This window comes from Idiomarina sp. A28L, assembly GCF_000218785.1.
In the GTDB taxonomy this organism is placed as follows: domain Bacteria; phylum Pseudomonadota; class Gammaproteobacteria; order Enterobacterales; family Alteromonadaceae; genus Aliidiomarina.
On record NZ_AFPO01000011.1, the window covers coordinates 130467 to 148236 of the forward strand.

Below are 17770 nucleotides of genomic sequence, written 5' to 3' on the forward strand. Positions count from 1 at the left end.
AAAAGGAAGTGTTTAGGAGTAGAGAGCATGCGCGACAAGGAAAAAAGTGATCAAGATAATGATGAAACTGAAGTTGCTGATGATTTGGAATTTTCAGTTGATGAGAGTAGCTTAGTAGATAAAGATGGCGAAGAAATTGATGCTGAGCTTGAAGAAGCGTTAGCTTCAAAAGCCAAATATCAGCGTAAACTTGATGCCACTCAAATGTATTTGAGCGAAATTGGTTTTTCTCCGCTGCTTACCGCGGAAGAAGAGGTTTTCTTCTCGCGTAAAGCTTTAAAAGGTGATGCCAAAGCTCGTCAGCGAATGATTGAAAGTAACTTGCGCTTAGTAGTTAAGATTGCTCGCCGTTACCATAATAGAGGTTTAGCACTGCTTGATTTAATCGAAGAGGGCAACCTTGGATTGATTAGAGCAGTAGAAAAGTTTGATCCTGAGCGAGGCTTTCGCTTCTCAACCTACGCAACTTGGTGGATTCGGCAAACCATAGAACGCGCTATTATGAATCAAACACGCACTATTCGCCTGCCTATTCATGTTGTTAAAGAACTAAATATCTACCTACGAGCAGCTCGTGAATTAGCGCAAAAGCTCGAACACGAGCCTACTGCCGAAGATATAGCCTTCAGTTTGAACTTACCTGTGGAAGATGTGAACAAGATGCTACGCTTGAACGAGCGCATTGCATCTGTTGATACGCCATTAGCCGGTGATGGCGAAAAAGGTTTATTAGATATTATTGCCGATGAAGTTTCCGGTAGCCCAGAAGGTATTCTGCAAGATGATGATTTACGCGAACGCTTGATGGTGTGGCTAGAAGCGCTAAATACGAAACAAAAAGAAGTGCTCGCGCGCCGATTTGGGCTCTTAGGCTATGAACCTGCAACGCTTGAAGAAGTTGGCAAAGAAATAGGCCTTACCCGCGAACGGGTTAGGCAGATACAAGTTGAAGCATTGCGGCGCTTGAAAGAAGTGATGATACAGCAGGGGCTTTCAAACGATTCTGTTTTCTCTGATGATTAATTACTCGTAGGTTTCAGTTGTTTTAAATCATAGAGCAATTCAAGCGCTTGCTTGGGTGTTAGCTCATCGGGATTGTGGGTATCAAGCATCGCTATTCTGGGATCGGGCTCACTGCGGTGTTCAATTTCTGGCTCAAATGCGAGCTTACCCTGTTCTTCATTATTGCTAATGCGTTGGCGTGCATTTGTCGGCAGTTGTACCGCTTCCTCGGTTAGTACCGCCTTTTCATTAATTTGCGAAATAGTTTTATCAGGGCCATTTTCATCCGCTCTTTCTAGCGAAGCCAACCTTAATTTTGCCCTTTGTAACACAGGTTCAGGAACCCCTGCTAAACGCGCAACCTGCAAGCCGAAACTGCGGCTGGCTGGCCCTTGGCGCATATGATACTGGAAAGCTACAGTATCGCCATGCTCGGTGGCATCAACATGAATGTTAGCGGTAAAAGGTAATAGCTCTGCCAGTTGGGTAAGCTCGAAATAGTGTGTTGCAAATAGCGTCATTGCCTCTTTTTCAGCGAGAGCCTCCGCACTCGCCCAAGCTAATGCAAGGCCATCGTAAGTAGATGTTCCACGGCCAATTTCGTCCATTAATACTAATGAATTCGCACTTGCATTGTGCAGTATATTTGCGGTTTCTGTCATTTCCACCATAAATGTAGAACGGCCCGATGCTAGTTCGTCGGCGGCACCAATGCGGGTAAAAATTCTATCTATAGGCCCCATTGTTGCTGATTTTGCTGGTACAAATGACCCGGTATGAGCGAGCAACGCAATAATCGCTGTTTGCCGCATGTAGGTAGATTTTCCACCCATGTTTGGACCGGTAATTATCTTTAAGCGTTTTGTTTTATCAAAGTGTACATCGTTTGCAATAAAGGGAGTTTCTGAAAATGCTTCAACCACTGGGTGACGGCCAGCGTCGATATGGAGCTCATTTGCTGAGGTAAATTTTGGCTGAACATAATTTAAAGTAGTAGCCCGCTCACTGAAGCACGCGAATACATCAAGTTCGGCTAAGCGGTAAGACGTTGCTTGTAGCTCACCAAGAGGTTTTTGCAGCTCGTTGAGAATGCTTTGGTACAACTGCTTTTCAAGTGCTAACGAGCGGCTTTGGCTTTGTAACACCTGTTCTTCAAATTCTTTCAGCTCAGGAATAATATAACGCTCGGCATTTTTAAGAGTTTGCCTGCGTTGGTACTCTGGTGGAACCCGATCTGCGGCTAAGCGGCTCAATTCGATATAAAAACCGTGTACTTTGTTGTAGCCGATTTTTAAATTTTGAATACCGGTGCGCACTCGTTCTCGTTGTGCTAATTGTTCTAATTCTGCGTTTCCGCCAGCACTTAGCTCTCGATAATGATCGAGATCAGAATGATAGCCTTCGCGAATAACCCCGCCATCACGAATTAGCACTGGTGGATTATCATTAATTGATTGCGCCAAAAGATGGTGAATTGATTCAAAGATATTAAATTCAGGGCACACATTGGCAAGATTATATTCACGAATATGCTGGTTTATTGTTGGTAGCAAAGAAAGGGCATTACGTAAACGTGTTAAATCTCTAGGGCGAGCTGTTTGCAGCGCTACCCGCGCCAAAATCCGCTCAAGATCGCCGATATCACGCAAGCATAGCTGTAGCGCTTGCCATGCACCTGTTTCTTTTAAAGCGGCTACAACCTGCAAGCGTTGTTGCAAGCGATCAATATTACGTAAAGGACGGTGCAACCAACGTTGTAACAAACGGCTTCCCATGGGGGTTTTGGTTTGATCGATCACTGAAGCTAGGGTATGGGTACTCGTACCTTGCAGGTTTTTGGTGAGCTCTAAATTACGGCGGGTAACGCTATCAAGATGAATGGCATCACGCGCAAATTCTTGCTGAATTTTTTGCAAGTGTGGCAATGCAGAGCGCTGGGTATCTTTTATGTACTGTAAAACACATCCTGCTGCACCAATACCAGCATGATTAGCATCTAAGCCAAAGCCAGATAAATCGTGGGTGCCGAACTGTCGAAGTAGGGCTTGCTCGGCGCTATCAGCAGAAAACTCCCAATCAGGCCTACGCCGCAGGCCGTTCATAACTTTGATACTAGCGGGTAAACTTAAGCTTTCAGGATAAAGCAATTCTGCCGGCTGTAAGCGTTCGAGCTCACTAATTAGAGCATCTGTATTGGTGTGGCTTGATAGAAAAAAGCGGCCGCTGGTGATATCAACAGCTGATAGCCCCCAACTTTTGTTGCTTAGCTCAGCAATTGCTACTAATAGATTTTCTTGGAAGGGCTCTAATAAAGCTTCATCACTAACAGTACCTGGCGTTACGATGCGCATTACTTTTCGTTCTACAGGGCCTTTGCTAGTAGCAGGATCACCAACCTGCTCGCAAATTGCCACCGATTCGCCAAGCTTTATTAAACGCGCAAGATATCCTTCTACTGCATGGTAAGGAACGCCGGCCATAGGAATGGCATTGCCGCCTGATTGCCCGCGTTGGGTAAGCGTAATATCAAGTAGATCTGCAGCACGCTGGGCATCGTCAAAAAATAACTCATAAAAATCGCCCATTCGATAAAATAGCAAGATATCTGGATGCTCGGCTTTAATCGCGAGATACTGCTGCATCATCGGAGTATGTTTGGATGCTGAATCAGCCATAAATGCCTATAATTTTTTGTACAAATGTGTGAATGTTAATTCTATGCGCTTATCCGTTAATTTTCAGTAATAAATATGAATAGAATCAGAGATAAGCTTCACTCTAAGGTAGCCAATGATAACAAAATACCAAGCAAAATCATTTGATAACGAAATAATGAAAGCATTAAGCGAAAGCTTACAAAAACGTGGCTGGATGTTAGCTACAGCCGAATCCTGCACTGGCGGTGGTATTGCTGCAGCTTGTACTGATTTATCGGGTAGTTCCGGTTGGTTTGAGGGCGGTATAGTTAGTTACAGTAACGCAATGAAATCTAACCTTTTAGGCGTTTCAGATAACCTCCTAAGCAACTTTGGAGCGGTATCACCTGAGTGCGCCGCTGCAATGGCGAAAGGCGTTTGTAAGTTATTGGGCGTAGCCGTTGGCGTAAGCACTACGGGTATTGCCGGGCCATCGGGCGGGAGTGCTGAGAAACCGGTTGGTATGGTTTGTTTTGGTTTTTCGGTTGCTGAAAATACATGGACCGATATCCAGTACTTTAACGGCGATCGTGATCAGATTAGGCAACAAACAGTGGCTTATGCGCTAAAAACGATAACCGATTATATTGTTAATTAACAATATGATAGCTATAAAAAAAGAAATTTTTTGTAAGAAATAAGCGATCAAGCTTGATACTGTATGTATACACAGTATACTACTAGATATCTTATGCAGCGAACTTGGAGCTCAGCATGGCAACTAACGAAAATAAACAAAAAGCACTCACGGCAGCCTTAGGTCAAATCGAACGTCAATTCGGTAAGGGCGCAATTATGCGTCTTGGTGATAACCGCGCTATGGACGTTGAAGCTATTTCAACGGGATCGTTGAGTTTAGATATTGCATTAGGAATTGGTGGTTTGCCATGTGGCCGTGTTGTTGAAATTTTTGGTCCAGAATCAAGTGGTAAAACAACGCTTACATTACAAGTGATTGCTGAAGCACAAAAACAAGGTAAAACATGTGCATTCGTTGATGCTGAGCATGCGTTAGATCCAATTTATGCAGAGAATCTTGGCGTAAATATTAATGAGTTGTTGGTTTCGCAACCGGATACTGGCGAGCAGGCATTAGAAATCTGCGATATGTTAGTGCGCTCTGCCGCAGTTGATGTAGTAATTGTCGATTCAGTAGCAGCATTAACACCGAAAGCTGAAATTGAAGGCGAGATGGGTGATTCCCATATGGGCTTACAAGCGCGCTTAATGTCGCAAGCTCTTCGGAAGCTTACCGCAAATATTAAAAAATCAAACACCATGGTTATCTTCATCAACCAAATTCGAATGAAAATTGGCGTTATGTTTGGTAACCCTGAAACCACTACAGGTGGTAATGCACTGAAGTTTTACGCCTCTGTACGTTTAGATATTCGCCGTACCGGCGCGTTGAAAGAAGGTGATGAGATTGTTGGTAACGAAACTCGAGTGAAAGTGGTTAAAAACAAAGTAGCGCCACCATTTAAGCAAGCTGATTTCCAAATCATGTACGGTAAAGGAATCTCGAAAGAAGGCGAGCTGATAGATTTGGGTGTGAAGCATAAACTCGTTGAGAAAGCGGGTGCTTGGTATAGTTATAAAGGCGATAAGATTGGTCAAGGTAAAGCTAACTCAATGAAATTCTTATCTGATAACAGCAAAATAGCGGTTGAAATTGAACAGCAACTACGTGATATGTTATTGCTCAAGCCAACTGAATCGGCTGAAGATCCGGCTTTAATGGCAGTGGAAGAAGAATTGAAAGATTAAATTACGGATAAATAATTTAAAGTTAACAGGAAAAGGGTAGAGCATTGGCTTTATCCTTTTTTTTATTGTTGTTTTTAAGGGAACTGTATAGATGAAAAACACGCTTTGTGTCATTCTGATAGTTGAGAATAATAAACGTAAATACCAGTTTGGATAAGTATCATATGATCAGCAAATCTCGATTAATCATAATCGCAACTTGTTCTTCCGTGCTGTTGGCCTTAACAGCCTGTAGCCCAGAGCCTCAGAAGCCCACACAAACACAAGTAAATGATTCGGTGGCACAATTAAACGCGCTTTATGATGAGTATTTTGCAGCTGCGATAGAGCTAGAGCCTTTGCGTGCAACAGCTTTAGGTGAGTATCAATATAATAACTTATTACCTGATACATTGAGCTCTGAACATATTGAACGCAAGCGTATGTTGGAGGACGAATATTTAAATTCAGTAAAGCGTTTTAATATCGATCTGTTACCAGAGCAGGCTAAACTGAGTTACCAAATATTTGTACGAGATCGGGAGATGTCAATAGAAGCCCTTAAGCATCCCTCGCATTTAATGCCCCTAAACCAGTTTTATAATATCGCGAATCAGTTAGCGATGCTTGGCTCTGGTACATCATCGCAACCATTCAATACTCGCCATGATTATGAAATGTGGGCCGAGAGAATGCGCGCGATCCCAGGTGTATTGAATGGTGTGATAAGAAACATGCGCGAAGGCATGAATCAAGATATTACTCAGCCACGGATACTTATGGAGCGCGCGTTAGACCAAATTGATGCTCACTTGGTTGATGATGTTGCCAATAGTTTGTTTTTTCAACCGATTAATAACCTTCCGGAAAGTTTTTCTGAACAGGATTCGCTTGAATTAAGCCAGCTGTACAGCGATCTTATTACCGAGGAAGTGTTACCTGCTTATCAACAACTCCGTGATTTCGTCGAAAATGAATACTTACCGGAAGCGCGTACCGAAAGTTATGGCCTGAGCGGGGTTCCAGGTGGTAACGATTGGTATGCCTATAATGTTCGTTGGCGAACCACAACAGATTTAACTCCTGATGAAATACACAACATTGGGCTTGCCGAGGTAGCACGAATTCACGGGGAAATAAACGGTGTGATGAATGATGTTGGCTTCAACGGAAGCTTGCATGAATTCTTTGCTTTCACTCGTGATGATGCACAATTCCATTATGGCAGCCGCGAGGAGATGCTTGCTGATTACCAAGCATTTGCGGCGTCTGTTGAAGAGCGAAGTGAACGCCTATTTTTTGCTGATATGTTACCGAAAGCTGGATATGAAATTCGTAAAATAGAAGAGTTTCGCGAGCGCAGTGCCAGTTCAGGTAGTTACTCAGTTCCTTCTGAAGATGGTTCCCGGCCGGGTGTATTCTATTTGAATACATATAATCTGCCAGCACGGCCAACCTGGGCGAAGGCTGCTCTAACTTTGCACGAGGCTATTCCTGGGCATCATTATCAGCTTGCGCTGCAGCGAGAAATGGAAAACCTCCCAGATTTTCGACGCTTTGGCGGTGAAACAGCTTTTATCGAAGGATGGGGCTTGTATGCAGAATCGCTTGGCGATGAATTAGGAGTTTACACACCTTACGATCGTTACGGAGCGTATATAGCAGAGCTTTGGCGTGCTATTCGATTAGTAGTTGATACTGGTATTCACAGTAAAGGCTGGAGTCGTCAACAAGTTCTAGATTACATGTATGCTAATGCTCCGGTTGCCGAAGCGCGAGCAGTATCTGAGGCCGAACGTTTTATGGCGCTACCGGGCCAAGCGCTTGCTTATAAAATTGGTCAGTTAAAGATTCATGAGCTACGTACTTTCGTAGAAACTGAACTCGGTAGTGAGTTCGATGTACGGGAGTTTCATCGTCAGGTTTTACGCAACGGTGCGTTACCGTTATCAGTATTAGAGGTGCAAATTGAACAGTGGGTTGCTCAGCAACAATAGAGGAACAGCAGATATGAATGAGGTAGTAGTTGGCGTTGCGCTTGGTTCTGGCGCTGCACGTGGTTGGGCGCACATTGGTGTTTTACGTGCACTCGATGATATGGGCATAAACGTACAGGTGGTTACAGGAACATCTATAGGCTCATTGGTAGGTGGTGCATATGCTGCTGGAAAATTAACGGAAGTAGAGCAATGGGTTCGTGATATGGACCGCTGGGCTGTATTTAACTTGCTTGATTTTGGCTTTAATAGCGGTGGTATGGTTTCTGGGGAGCGGGTGTTTAATCATGCTCGAGAGCGTTTCGGTACTTTGAATATCGAGAATTTGAAATGCCGTTATGGTGCCGTAGCAACCGATCTCTACACAGGCAAAGAAATCTGGCTGCGAAAAGGTGATCTGTTTTCAGTGGCACGGGCAAGTTGTGCAATGCCGGGTTTGTTATCGCCGAAATCTTTCAACGGCCGATGGTTGGTTGATGGTGCCTTGGTAAATCCAGTTCCGGTGTCGCTGGCTCGTGCACTCGAGGCAGATTTTGTGATTGCTGTACATTTGAATTCCCAAGTACATGTAGATAATGAGGAACCTGCACATAATTTATCGCCTGATAGCTCAGGTGATCAAGCGGCAACAGATGCTAAAAATGAAGTTGATGACCCAGACGACCCAGGAATGTTTCAAGGTTTCTTAGCGAAAAGCCAACTTTACATGGACCAAATACGCACTAAGTTCAATCGGCAACCACGTTCACCTGGCATGCTTGGCGTTATGGCTGGTTCTATCGATATCATGCAAGAGCGTATTACCAAAGCTCGGATGGCTGGTGACCCACCGGATATCCTCGTGCAACCAAAATTAGGCGAGATAGGTTTACTTGAGTTTGATCATGGTGCTCATGCTATTGATTTAGGCTATGAAACAACAATGAAAATGAAACCGTTAATCATGGAAGAGTTACGGATTATGCAAAAGCGCCGCAACGAGGGGCCAAACCCTGCATAAACAGCCAATACTATCCGTAACGTAGTACCTAGTTCTAATAAACAAAGCCACGCTACATGCGTGGCTTTGTTGGTTTATGCTCCAGCTAAATTAAGTTAATCAGGGTTTTTCCCCATCTCAACTTTCATATCATCAAACTGGCTTTGAATTGCACTACTTGGATCTTGGGTTAATCGAGAAACGATTACTATAGCAAGGGTAGCAAGAATAACACCCGGAACCATTTCATACAGATGGCTGCTTAACGGAGCACCAGCAACAGGTACATAAATCCAGAATAAAACGGTTATTGCACCTACTACCATACCCGCAAGCGCACCCCAGCGGTTCATTTTCTTCCAGTACAGGCTGAGAATGATCAGCGGGCCGAATGCGGCACCAAAGCCAGCCCACGCGTTACCGACTAAGCCTAAGATAGTATCGCGAGGCACCCAAGATAACCCAATAGCTACAACAGCTACGGCAAATACCGATATCCGACCGACGGCAACCTGCATTTTATCGCTGGCATCTTTTTGCAAGAAACTCTTATAGAAATCCTGAGTTAGCGCGCTTGACGTTACCAATAACTGTGAAGAGATAGTACTCATAATCGCTGCTAAAATAGCCGCAAGTAGGAAGCCACCTACAAGTGGATGGAACAGTATTTGCGAAAGTACAATAAAGATAGTTTCAGGGTTAGATAGGCTACCATCGGCGTTCATGTATGGGTTTCCTACTAAACTACCGCCCTCTATTTGCACATAGGCGGCACCGGCAAGGCCGGTAAGCATTGCACCTATAATCGCAACGGTCATCCACGTCATACCGATTCGGCGTGCTACCTTGAAATCACGAACTGATCTAATCGCCATAAAACGCACAATAATATGGGGCTGGCCAAAGTAGCCTAAACCCCAAGCTAGTAGCGATATAATACCTAAGAATGTAGCACCATAGAATGGGTCAAGCATAGCGGGGCTCAACTTGGCCACTTCAGTTGTTACCGGCTCTGTTCCACCCAAAATCATAAAGGCAGCCACAGGAACCATAATCAAGGCAATGAACATTATGCAGCCTTGCACGAAATCGGTCATGCTTACGGCAAGGAACCCACCGATCAAGGTATAAGCAACCACAACACCAGCAGTTAAGATAAGGCCCCAGTGGTAATCCATACCAAAGGCGTTCTCAAATAAGGTACCGCCGGCTACTAGCCCAGAAGATGTGTATAACGTGAAGAAAACAATAATTACCACAGCCGATACTAAACGTAGCAGGCGTGAGGAATCGGCAAAGCGATTTTCAAAGAAATCTGGGATAGTAATGGAATCTTTTGCCATGTAGGTATACATGCGCAAGCGAGGTGCTACAACGCGATAATTAACGTAGGCACCAACAACTAAACCAATGGCCAACCATACTTCAGAAAAACCAGCTACATAGAATGCGCCAGGTAAACCCATTAACATCCAACCACTCATATCTGAGGCGCCTGCCGATAAGGCCGTTACACCTGGACCTAATCGCCGTCCACCAAGCATATAATCAGATAAATCGCTGGTTGATTTGAAATAACCATAAACACCAATGCCAAGCATAGCGGCTAGGTATATGGCTAAAGATATTAGCGTTCCCGTTTCCACAATAAGACTCCTATTTATATTCGCGTTCTAGTTATTATTGGTTTCATATCAGATGAAATGTCGCGTGAAAATGTCGTGTGAAAATACTGAATTATTAGTTTTACTTATCGTTATCAGAGCACCTAAAACTGCAAACAGTGCTCAGGTAGGGCTCGGAAAGCATCACACGCTAACAAATTCTTTACTCTTTCTCAAGGGAAGCGGTGTCCACGCCAGTTCCAGTTGGCGCATTGCTGAGCTCTGACCGTAACAGTTTTTGTGTATAATTTTGTTGAGGGTTATTGAATACATCCATAACGGTGCCGCGCTCAATAATTTCGCCTTCGTGCATCACTAGAACTTCATCGGCTAAATGTTTTACGATTTCGGGGCTTTGCGATATGAAGATGTAGGCAATTCCTAGTTTATCCTGTAAATCTAATAACAGATTTATTATCTGTGCGCGTACAGATGAATCAAGTGTAGCTAGAGCTTCATCAGCAACTAATACATCGGGTTTTAAGATGATTGCGCGGGCAATACTTGCTCTTTGTTTTTGCCCTGTAGACATCATCTGCGGATAAAACACCATATGTTCGCCAAGAAGCCCTACCTGCTGCAGGGTTTCGATAATGCGTTCGCGGCGTTGCCCGGCGGTTAAACCACTGTTAAATATCAGCGGCTCTTCCAATTGTTTGCCCAGTGTGAGGTGGGGATTTAATGAAGCTTCGGCATCTTGAAATACCATGCGTATGTGTTTTGAGCGTTGCTGGTAATCGCCGGGTATAAGGCGTTCCCCAGCGAAATAGACGTCTCCAGATGTGGGTGTTGCGGCACCACTAATGAGTGCCGCCAGTGTTGATTTTCCGGAACCATTTGAACCCATGATGGCGAGCGTTTTCCCCTTTTCCAAGGTGAAGTTAGTTGCTTTAACCGCATGAAAGCTCCGCGATTTAAAGATTCCAGTGCGTTCAATATAAGTTTTGGTTATATCTTTCACTTCGAGGAGTGTGCTCATTCTTTTTCCTCCTCCACATGTAAGGGGTAGTGGCATGCTATTTGCCGCTCCCGTTGTTTTTCCAATACAGGCGTTTTCACGCACATTGGGCGTGCATACTGGCAGCGTGGTCCTAGCCTGCAGCCTATGGGTAAATGCTGCAGTGTGGGTTCTGCACCTGCAAGTGTAGGCAAACGCGTACGTGGTTCCATTTCAGCATGGCGATACAATGAAGTATTCAATAATGCTTCGGTATATGGATGCGCTGGCTTAGCTAATAGTGCTTTCGCTTCACCTGTTTCCATAATTTGGCCGCTGTAAATCATACTTAAGCGTTGAGTTTGCTGCATTATTGCGCCGAGATCTTGGCTTATCATCAGAATCGACATCCCGTAACGGGCGTGTAATTGCGCTAATAGCCGATAAATTTGTTGGCGTGTCGACGGTTCCATTGTGCTGGTTGGCTCATCAGCAATTAATAGAAGGGGCCGATGAGCGATAGCGCTGGCGATCATTATTTTTTGTGCCGCGCCCTCAGATAGCTGATGGGCGTAGCTGTTCATCATTACATCATGTTCTTTAATGCCAACACGGTGCAGCAAAGATATCACTTTCTCTTTACGCTCTGCCTTGCGTTTAAAAAATGAGGTTGTTAGGTCTTGGTCGAGTATGGCTTCATTCAGTTGCGCACCAATAGTAAGATTTGGATCGAGATAGCTTTTTGCATCTTGGAAAATCATGGCAATATCAACACCGATAATTTCACGGCGTTGCTTGGCACTTAAATTCAGCAAATCGATATCTTGAAACCAAAGCCTATCGGCTTGTAATTCCCAGCGAGAGCTAAGAAACCCCATTATTGCGCGCGCAATTAAACTTTTACCGGAACCTGATTCTCCCACAAGGGTATGAATTTCACCTTCATTAACTTGCAGATTTACTTTTTCTAAAACGTTCACGCGGCCATTAGCAGTGTTGGTTGATATAGTGAGATTTCGAATATCCAATAGCATAATTAACGCTCCAACTGCTTTTGAATGGCTATTCGTAAAGTTTCACCCACCAAATTTACGCTTACTAAGGTGAGAAACAATGCAATACCGGGTAAAGCCATTACCCAAGGCGAGATATAAGCAACTTCTAAACTTTGTGCCAGCATAGAGCCCCATTCTGGGGTAGGTGATTGCGCACCAAGGCGAAGAAAGCCTAACGCTGCAATATCAAGAATCGCAATCGATAAACCGATAGTAAGTTGAATAACCAAAACTTTTACAATATTGGGAAAAAATACCATTGCCAATAGATATAAATCACTTACGCCATTCAAACGGCTAGCTGTTACGTAGGGCTTTTGCCGTTCATCGTGGATTGCGTTGCGCGTTACATGAAGAAATTGCGGAATGAGTACTAAACCTATTGCAAGAAGTGCATTACTCAAGCCGGGGCCTGTTATAGCAATAATAATAAGAGCAAGTAGTAAAGATGGAATCGACATTAAAACATCAAGCAAATGCTTTAACGTAGAGCTTTTCACTCCCACTGTCATTGCCGCAATGGCACCAAGAGAAATGCCAATAGCTGCCGATGCGATCACCACTAAAAATGGATAGCCAAAGGTATACCGCGCACCATAAATAATACGTGTAACCATATCGCGGCCAAGCTCATCAGTGCCGAGCAGAAAGCGAATATCGCCCGCCTCCGACCAAGCTGGGGGTAATGAAATCGCATCGAGTATTTGTTCGTTTGGGCCGTAAGGCGTTAGCAAAGGCCCGAAAACGCACAAGAACATTATCAAAATAATGATATATAGCGCGGAGCGCGCGAGCGGATTACGATTAAACTCATGCCATACCCGCTCTAAAGGGGAGGGCGTGCGCTCTTCATAGTAGAGGTTAGGACGAGGCATTAAGATCCTTCCTTACTTGCGGGTAACGCCAAGCGTGAAATAGGTTAAGTGCCACGTGAACGCATAATATAAGCGCAGCAATGAGCAATAAACCGCCTTGAATCACTGGGTAATCGCGTTCATAAATGCTGCGAATTAACCAGCTGCCAATGCCCGGCCAAGAGAATATCACCTCGATAATCATAGTATTTGTAATCAATAGGCTTAACAAGCTACCCAGCTCTCGGATAACGTTTTGCATAGCATTTGGAATTGCATGGCTCCAAATTACACTGCGTGTTGAAAGCCCTTTTGCATAAGCTGAGGTGATGTAATTTTTATCCAACACATCGAGCATACTACTTCGGGTTAGGCGAATGAGGAGCATCATGGGCATCACCGATAATACCAACACAGGAAGGGTTATATGCCGAACAGCGCTGCGCAGCGCTAAGCTCATGTTATCTGGCTGGCTAATGAAAATATCGAGTAAAATAGAGCCGGTAATAGGTTCAATGTTAAACAGCGGGTTGATTTGCCCCGCAATGGGAAGCATTTCCCAGCGCACAGCCACTAACAATATGGCTATTTGAGCAAACCAAAACACTGGGATTGAATAACCCGATAAGCTCATACTCAAAATAGTGTGATCGATGGGTTTACGAAAATTTAAAGCAGCCAGCACGCCAAGTGCGATTCCGGGCACTAGGGCGATAAGCATGGCTAATACCGCTATTTCTAAAGTAGCCCCAAACCGCAGCTGTAATTGCTCAAACACGGGATCTGCATCTAGCAGTGATATTCCCCAATCACCCCGGAATAAATGACCTAAATAATGCCAATATTGAACAAATATATTAGCGTCATAACCCCGAGCTGCGGCTGCTTCAGCGAAACGCACAGTATCATCGCTGAAAATACCACTACTGTTCGTTATAGGATTACCGGGGAACCAATAACTTAAACAAAAAGCAAAAATAGTTAGCAAAAATAAGGTAATAATGAGCAGCGCAAGTTGGCGTAAAAGGTAAATTCGCATTATTGCTCCTCATTCGCTGGTTTTTGCCGCGAAACCTTACGCAATTGAATACCACCGAATGGCTCAAGCTCCAAGCCAATGATGTTATCGCGTGCTGCTTGAAAACGCACTGAGTGGGCAATGGGAAGGAGCGGCACTTCAAGAGCTAGATGCTCTTGTGCTTGCCGATAATAAGCTTTTCTTACCTCTGGATCATTGCTCGATATGGCGGCACTTAACAGCTCATCAAACATAGGATCGCACCATTGCGCACGATTATTACCCGATTGTTTGGCTGCGCAACTTAGCAGTGGGCGAAAAAAGTTATCAGGATCTGCGTGATCGGCAGACCAACCGATTAGAACACTATCGTGCTCACCGTCAGCTAAACGCCGCCGGAATGTACTCCACTCGTAAGAGACTATACCCGCTTGTACACCGACAGCCGATAAATCGGCTTGAATACGTTCTGCCATTAATCGTGCATTTGGGTTATAAGCACGTTGAACCGGTAACGCCCATATCTGCATGCTGAAACCGTTGGGGTATCCTGCTTCGCGCAGTAATTCTCGTGCTTTTTCCGGATCGTAGCGATACGCACTTGGTGTGCCGTGGTGAGCCCAGGATGTATTTGGCAGTATTGAATCGGCTCTCACTGCGTGATCAAAATAAACGGTATTTAAAATAGCGTTACGGTTAACAGCATGAGCAAGGGCTTGGCGAACAAGAGGATCATCAAAAGGAGGCCGATCAGTATTAAAGGCCCAGAACGCGGTGTTGGGACTAATGGTATCTTGTAGGTTAATGTCGGGCTTATCACGTAGCCATTGAATATCTTTAGCTGGCGGATACGGCGAAATATCACAATCTTGAGTGAGCAACATTAACATTCTTTTGTGATCACTCTGGGCAATACGAAACACTAACTGCTCACTTGCAGCAATTTCCCGCCAATAATTGGGGTGCCGCAGGTAACGTACTAAAACATCTTTGCGGAACTGGCTAAATTGAAAGGGGCCGGTGCCGATAGGTTGCGTATCGATAAGCTCAGCTTGGTTATTCGTTAATAACTGCTGGCCATATTCAGCTGATAAAATAATGGCGAAATCGGAAGCTAAATTCGCCAAAAATGAACTATCTTGTTTGTAAATCCGGATTTCAACGAGATATTCATCAATTGCCCGCACGGATTGTATTAATTGCGTTAAACCGGAAGCACTAAAAAACGGATAACCTCGGCCCGATACATGGTGATACGGGTGCTCACTGTTGAGCCATCGCTCAAAAGAAAACACCACATCTGCTGCATTCATTACCCGAGAAGGCTGAAACCAATCGGTGCTGTGGAATTGTACGTCGTCGCGGAGTTGAAAACGGTAGCTTAAACCATCATTACTTATTTCCCAGGAGGTGGCCAAAGCAGCTGTAAATTGTTGGTTATCAGCATCAAACTCAATTAGCCTGTCATAGAGTTGCGCCGCGGTCATGTCTAAAGTAGTGCCGGAGGTAACCAGTTGAGGGTTAAATGACTCGGGGTTCCCCTCAGCACAATATAATAGCCCATTTAAACTTTGCTCAGTTTCGGGCGCTGGGCTGCATGCACTAACGGTTAAAAGCGCAATACTGGCGGATAGATACTTAATCAACTTATTCATCGCGACCAGCTCCATCGAGAAGTTGGTATTTTTTAAGGTAACCTCGTAATTGGTGATAGGTTAGGCCGAGTAAATCTGCGGTTTTCTTTTGATTAAAATGGCAGTTAGCAAGTGCATCGTTAAGTAATTTAATTTCAAAGTCTTGCGATATCTCTTTGAAATCAAATGCCTTAGTCATATCGGGGATACTAAACATCGAACTACCTTGAGGTGATGCTTCCTCGTTATTGAACCGCGATTCATCTGCGCTTTCTTGTATTTTGGTACTTTCCGGCAATTTTGTACCATTCAATTTGCGCATGCTTTGTTTCGGTTGCCAGGGGCTGGCAAACGGGTCAAAAATAATATCATGCAGGGGTAATGCTGCATTATTAAGGCGATATAAGCTTCTTTCTACTACGTTCTTTAATTCTCGTACATTCCCCGGCCATGGATAAGCCAGTAAACTTTCTGTGGCTTGCCGAGTGAAACCTTGAAAGCAATCGAGCTCTAATTCCCGCGCCATTTGAATAGCAAAATGTTCTGCCAATAATAATATATCGTCGCGGCGCTCTCGCAAAGGTGGCAGGGTGATAACATCAAACGCCAAGCGATCGAGCAAATCTGCGCGGAATTCATTGCGCGCAGCGAGTTCAGGTAAGTTTTCATTGGTAGCGGCAATCAATCGAACATCTACTTTTACCGGGCGAGTACCACCAACGCGCTCAAATTCGCCATACTCAATAACGCGTAGAAGCTTTTCTTGAACCAAAGGTGAGGTATTTGCCAGCTCATCCAGAAACAAAGTGCCTTTATCAGCTCGTTCAAATCGGCCTTCATGGCGCTTGCTAGCGCCAGTAAACGCACCAGTTTCGTGGCCAAAGAGTTCACTATCCAGTAAGTTTTCGTTGAGTGCTGCACAGTTTAATTTGAGATAAGCTTGTTCCCAGCGGGACGATAGATAGTGTAGGCGTGCGGCAATAAGCTCTTTACCAGTTCCGCGCTCACCTATGATGAGTACTGGTTTATCAAGAGGTGCTGCACGTGATACGTGTTCGAGCACTTCTAAGAAATTGTTTGATTGACCGATTAGATTGTCGTTGTCACGAAACCTAGACATGGAGAGGTTTCCTAGTTTTTGTTATTGATTGGCTAATTTCACTATTTATTAGTCTAATTATTTAACTTTAACAATGGTCATTTACATTAATTTTTTTATTACAGCACAAAAATCACATTTATTCATAGGTTTATCAATAAATAAAAAGTTGGCACGAGTTTTGTATGTTTAATAGTCGACGCTACTGTTTGCAATTTGCCTGCGGGGCTCAATTCGGTTCTTGAAGTGAATTAAACTTCTCGAGCCACTCAGGAAGAATACATTGCTTAAGAGGTAATTGTTATGGGTATTTTTTCACGCTTTACTGATATCGTAAATGCGAATCTAAACTCGCTTCTCGATAAGGCTGAAGATCCACAAAAAATGGTACGCCTGATTATTCAGGAAATGGAAGATACGTTAGTTGAAGTGCGCTCAGTTTCTGCGAAAACACTATCGGAAAAGAAAGAGCTAAACCGCCAACTTACGCGTTTAGAAAATGAAGTAGTGGAGTGGGAAAAGCGCGCTGAACTTGCATTAAGTAAAGATCGTGAAGATCTGGCTCGCCAAGCTTTGCTTGAAAAGAGCAAGTTGCAAGAAACAGTTGATTCCATTCACGCCGAAGTTGCTCGTGTTGATGAGCATATTGAGCGTTTATCGGGTGAAATTGGCCAACTACAAGAAAAGTTATCAGATGCGAAGGCGCGGCAAAAATCGATTTTAATGCGCGAACGCACGGTAAGTTCACGTTTAACCGTGAAGAAAACGTTAGATAGCTCTAAGATTGAAGATGCGATGTATAAATTCGATCGCTATGAAGCGAAAATTGATGGTTTAGAATCACAAGTTGAAGCTTACGATCTTGGCCAGAAAACATTGGCAGATGAATTTCGGGCGTTAGAAAACGAATCGCATGTAGATGCCGAACTTGCTGCATTGAAAGCACGCGTTAAAGGTGCCGACACAGCAAGTAAAAAGAAAGCGGAAAGTTCAGCCAAGAAAGGTGCGTAAGGCATAGCCGGAGTGGGAAAATGCCCATTCCGGTCGCTTTTAGTCAGATATAATAAAAATGGTTTTTTAAATGATTGA

General features: G+C 44.1%; 14 protein-coding genes. 6 read left to right on the top strand and 8 right to left on the bottom strand.

The window, feature by feature from the left end; all coding sequences use genetic code 11:
• The first annotated feature begins 27 nt into the window (after positions 1–27).
• On the top strand, positions 28–1023 hold the full coding sequence (rpoS, locus tag A28LD_RS03715) for an RNA polymerase sigma factor RpoS (protein WP_007419728.1): 996 nt from the start codon (positions 28–30) through the stop codon (positions 1021–1023).
• Here the strand turns inward: rpoS and mutS are convergent.
• On the bottom strand, positions 1020–3677 hold the full coding sequence (gene mutS / locus A28LD_RS03720) for a DNA mismatch repair protein MutS (RefSeq protein WP_007419729.1): 2658 nt from the start codon (positions 3675–3677) through the stop codon (positions 1020–1022). The two genes, rpoS and mutS, sit on opposite strands and share 4 nt — an antisense overlap.
• A 115-nt stretch (positions 3678–3792) precedes the next feature.
• On the opposite strand from mutS, the gene A28LD_RS03725 reads away from it, so the two are divergent.
• The 4 genes from A28LD_RS03725 to rssA all read left to right on the top strand — a co-directional run bounded on the left by A28LD_RS03725 (position 3793) and on the right by rssA (position 8441).
• On the top strand, positions 3793–4296 hold the full coding sequence (locus A28LD_RS03725; protein WP_007419730.1) for a CinA family protein: 504 nt from the start codon (positions 3793–3795) through the stop codon (positions 4294–4296).
• 116 nt (positions 4297–4412) lie between these two features.
• The gene (gene recA / locus A28LD_RS03730; RefSeq protein WP_007419731.1) at positions 4413–5465 is read left to right on the top strand and encodes a recombinase RecA; all 1053 of its coding nucleotides are present in this window, start codon (positions 4413–4415) and stop codon (positions 5463–5465) included.
• 164 nt (positions 5466–5629) lie between these two features.
• Complete coding sequence (locus A28LD_RS03735) at positions 5630–7441, top strand: DUF885 domain-containing protein (RefSeq protein ID WP_007419732.1); 1812 nt, start codon at positions 5630–5632, stop codon at positions 7439–7441.
• A gap of 13 nt (positions 7442–7454) precedes the next feature.
• Complete coding sequence (rssA, locus tag A28LD_RS03740) at positions 7455–8441, top strand: patatin-like phospholipase RssA (RefSeq protein ID WP_007419733.1); 987 nt, start codon at positions 7455–7457, stop codon at positions 8439–8441.
• 95 nt (positions 8442–8536) lie between these two features.
• Here rssA and putP read toward each other — a convergent pair whose 3' ends face one another.
• The 7 genes from putP to pspF form a co-directional block, all read right to left on the bottom strand.
• Positions 8537–10066, bottom strand: coding sequence for a sodium/proline symporter PutP (putP, locus tag A28LD_RS03745; RefSeq protein ID WP_007419734.1), 1530 nt, complete (start codon positions 10064–10066; stop codon positions 8537–8539).
• Between the two features lie 181 nt (positions 10067–10247).
• Positions 10248–11063: a peptide ABC transporter ATP-binding protein gene (locus A28LD_RS03750; RefSeq protein WP_007419735.1), complete on the bottom strand. Its 816-nt coding sequence runs from the start codon at positions 11061–11063 to the stop codon at positions 10248–10250.
• The gene (locus A28LD_RS03755) at positions 11060–12055 is read right to left on the bottom strand and encodes an oligopeptide/dipeptide ABC transporter ATP-binding protein (protein ID WP_007419736.1); all 996 of its coding nucleotides are present in this window, start codon (positions 12053–12055) and stop codon (positions 11060–11062) included. The genes A28LD_RS03750 and A28LD_RS03755 overlap by 4 nt, the downstream gene beginning before the upstream one ends.
• A gap of 2 nt (positions 12056–12057) precedes the next feature.
• Positions 12058–12951: an ABC transporter permease subunit gene (locus A28LD_RS03760; RefSeq protein ID WP_007419737.1), complete on the bottom strand. Its 894-nt coding sequence runs from the start codon at positions 12949–12951 to the stop codon at positions 12058–12060.
• Positions 12938–13969: an ABC transporter permease gene (locus tag A28LD_RS03765; protein WP_007419738.1), complete on the bottom strand. Its 1032-nt coding sequence runs from the start codon at positions 13967–13969 to the stop codon at positions 12938–12940. Before A28LD_RS03765 ends, A28LD_RS03760 begins: the two co-directional genes overlap by 14 nt.
• Entirely contained in the window at positions 13969–15603 is a 1635-nt protein-coding gene (locus A28LD_RS03770; RefSeq protein ID WP_007419739.1) for an ABC transporter substrate-binding protein, read from the bottom strand. The genes A28LD_RS03765 and A28LD_RS03770 overlap by 1 nt, the downstream gene beginning before the upstream one ends.
• Positions 15596–16702: a phage shock protein operon transcriptional activator gene (gene pspF / locus A28LD_RS03775; protein ID WP_007419740.1), complete on the bottom strand. Its 1107-nt coding sequence runs from the start codon at positions 16700–16702 to the stop codon at positions 15596–15598. The genes A28LD_RS03770 and pspF overlap by 8 nt, the downstream gene beginning before the upstream one ends.
• A 282-nt stretch (positions 16703–16984) precedes the next feature.
• Between pspF and pspA the strand changes: the two genes are divergently transcribed.
• Positions 16985–17692, top strand: coding sequence for a phage shock protein PspA (gene pspA, locus A28LD_RS03780; protein WP_007419741.1), 708 nt, complete (start codon positions 16985–16987; stop codon positions 17690–17692).
• Positions 17693–17770: the final 78 nt, after the last annotated feature.

What these genes read in the sequence shown, in the direction of transcription:
- rpoS (WP_007419728.1), top strand. Translation starts at nt 28, where the DNA reads ATGCGCGACAAGGAAAAAAGTGATCAAGATAATGATGAAACTGAAGTT.
- mutS (WP_007419729.1), bottom strand. Translation starts at nt 3,677, where the DNA reads ATGGCTGATTCAGCATCCAAACATACTCCGATGATGCAGCAGTATCTC.
- A28LD_RS03725 (WP_007419730.1), top strand. Translation starts at nt 3,793, where the DNA reads ATGATAACAAAATACCAAGCAAAATCATTTGATAACGAAATAATGAAA.
- recA (WP_007419731.1), top strand. Translation starts at nt 4,413, where the DNA reads ATGGCAACTAACGAAAATAAACAAAAAGCACTCACGGCAGCCTTAGGT.
- A28LD_RS03735 (WP_007419732.1), top strand. Translation starts at nt 5,630, where the DNA reads ATGATCAGCAAATCTCGATTAATCATAATCGCAACTTGTTCTTCCGTG.
- rssA (WP_007419733.1), top strand. Translation starts at nt 7,455, where the DNA reads ATGAATGAGGTAGTAGTTGGCGTTGCGCTTGGTTCTGGCGCTGCACGT.
- A28LD_RS03750 (WP_007419735.1), bottom strand. Translation starts at nt 11,063, where the DNA reads ATGAGCACACTCCTCGAAGTGAAAGATATAACCAAAACTTATATTGAA.
- A28LD_RS03755 (WP_007419736.1), bottom strand. Translation starts at nt 12,055, where the DNA reads ATGCTATTGGATATTCGAAATCTCACTATATCAACCAACACTGCTAAT.
- A28LD_RS03760 (WP_007419737.1), bottom strand. Translation starts at nt 12,951, where the DNA reads ATGCCTCGTCCTAACCTCTACTATGAAGAGCGCACGCCCTCCCCTTTA.
- A28LD_RS03765 (WP_007419738.1), bottom strand. Translation starts at nt 13,969, where the DNA reads ATGCGAATTTACCTTTTACGCCAACTTGCGCTGCTCATTATTACCTTA.
- A28LD_RS03770 (WP_007419739.1), bottom strand. Translation starts at nt 15,603, where the DNA reads ATGAATAAGTTGATTAAGTATCTATCCGCCAGTATTGCGCTTTTAACC.
- pspF (WP_007419740.1), bottom strand. Translation starts at nt 16,702, where the DNA reads ATGTCTAGGTTTCGTGACAACGACAATCTAATCGGTCAATCAAACAAT.
- pspA (WP_007419741.1), top strand. Translation starts at nt 16,985, where the DNA reads ATGGGTATTTTTTCACGCTTTACTGATATCGTAAATGCGAATCTAAAC.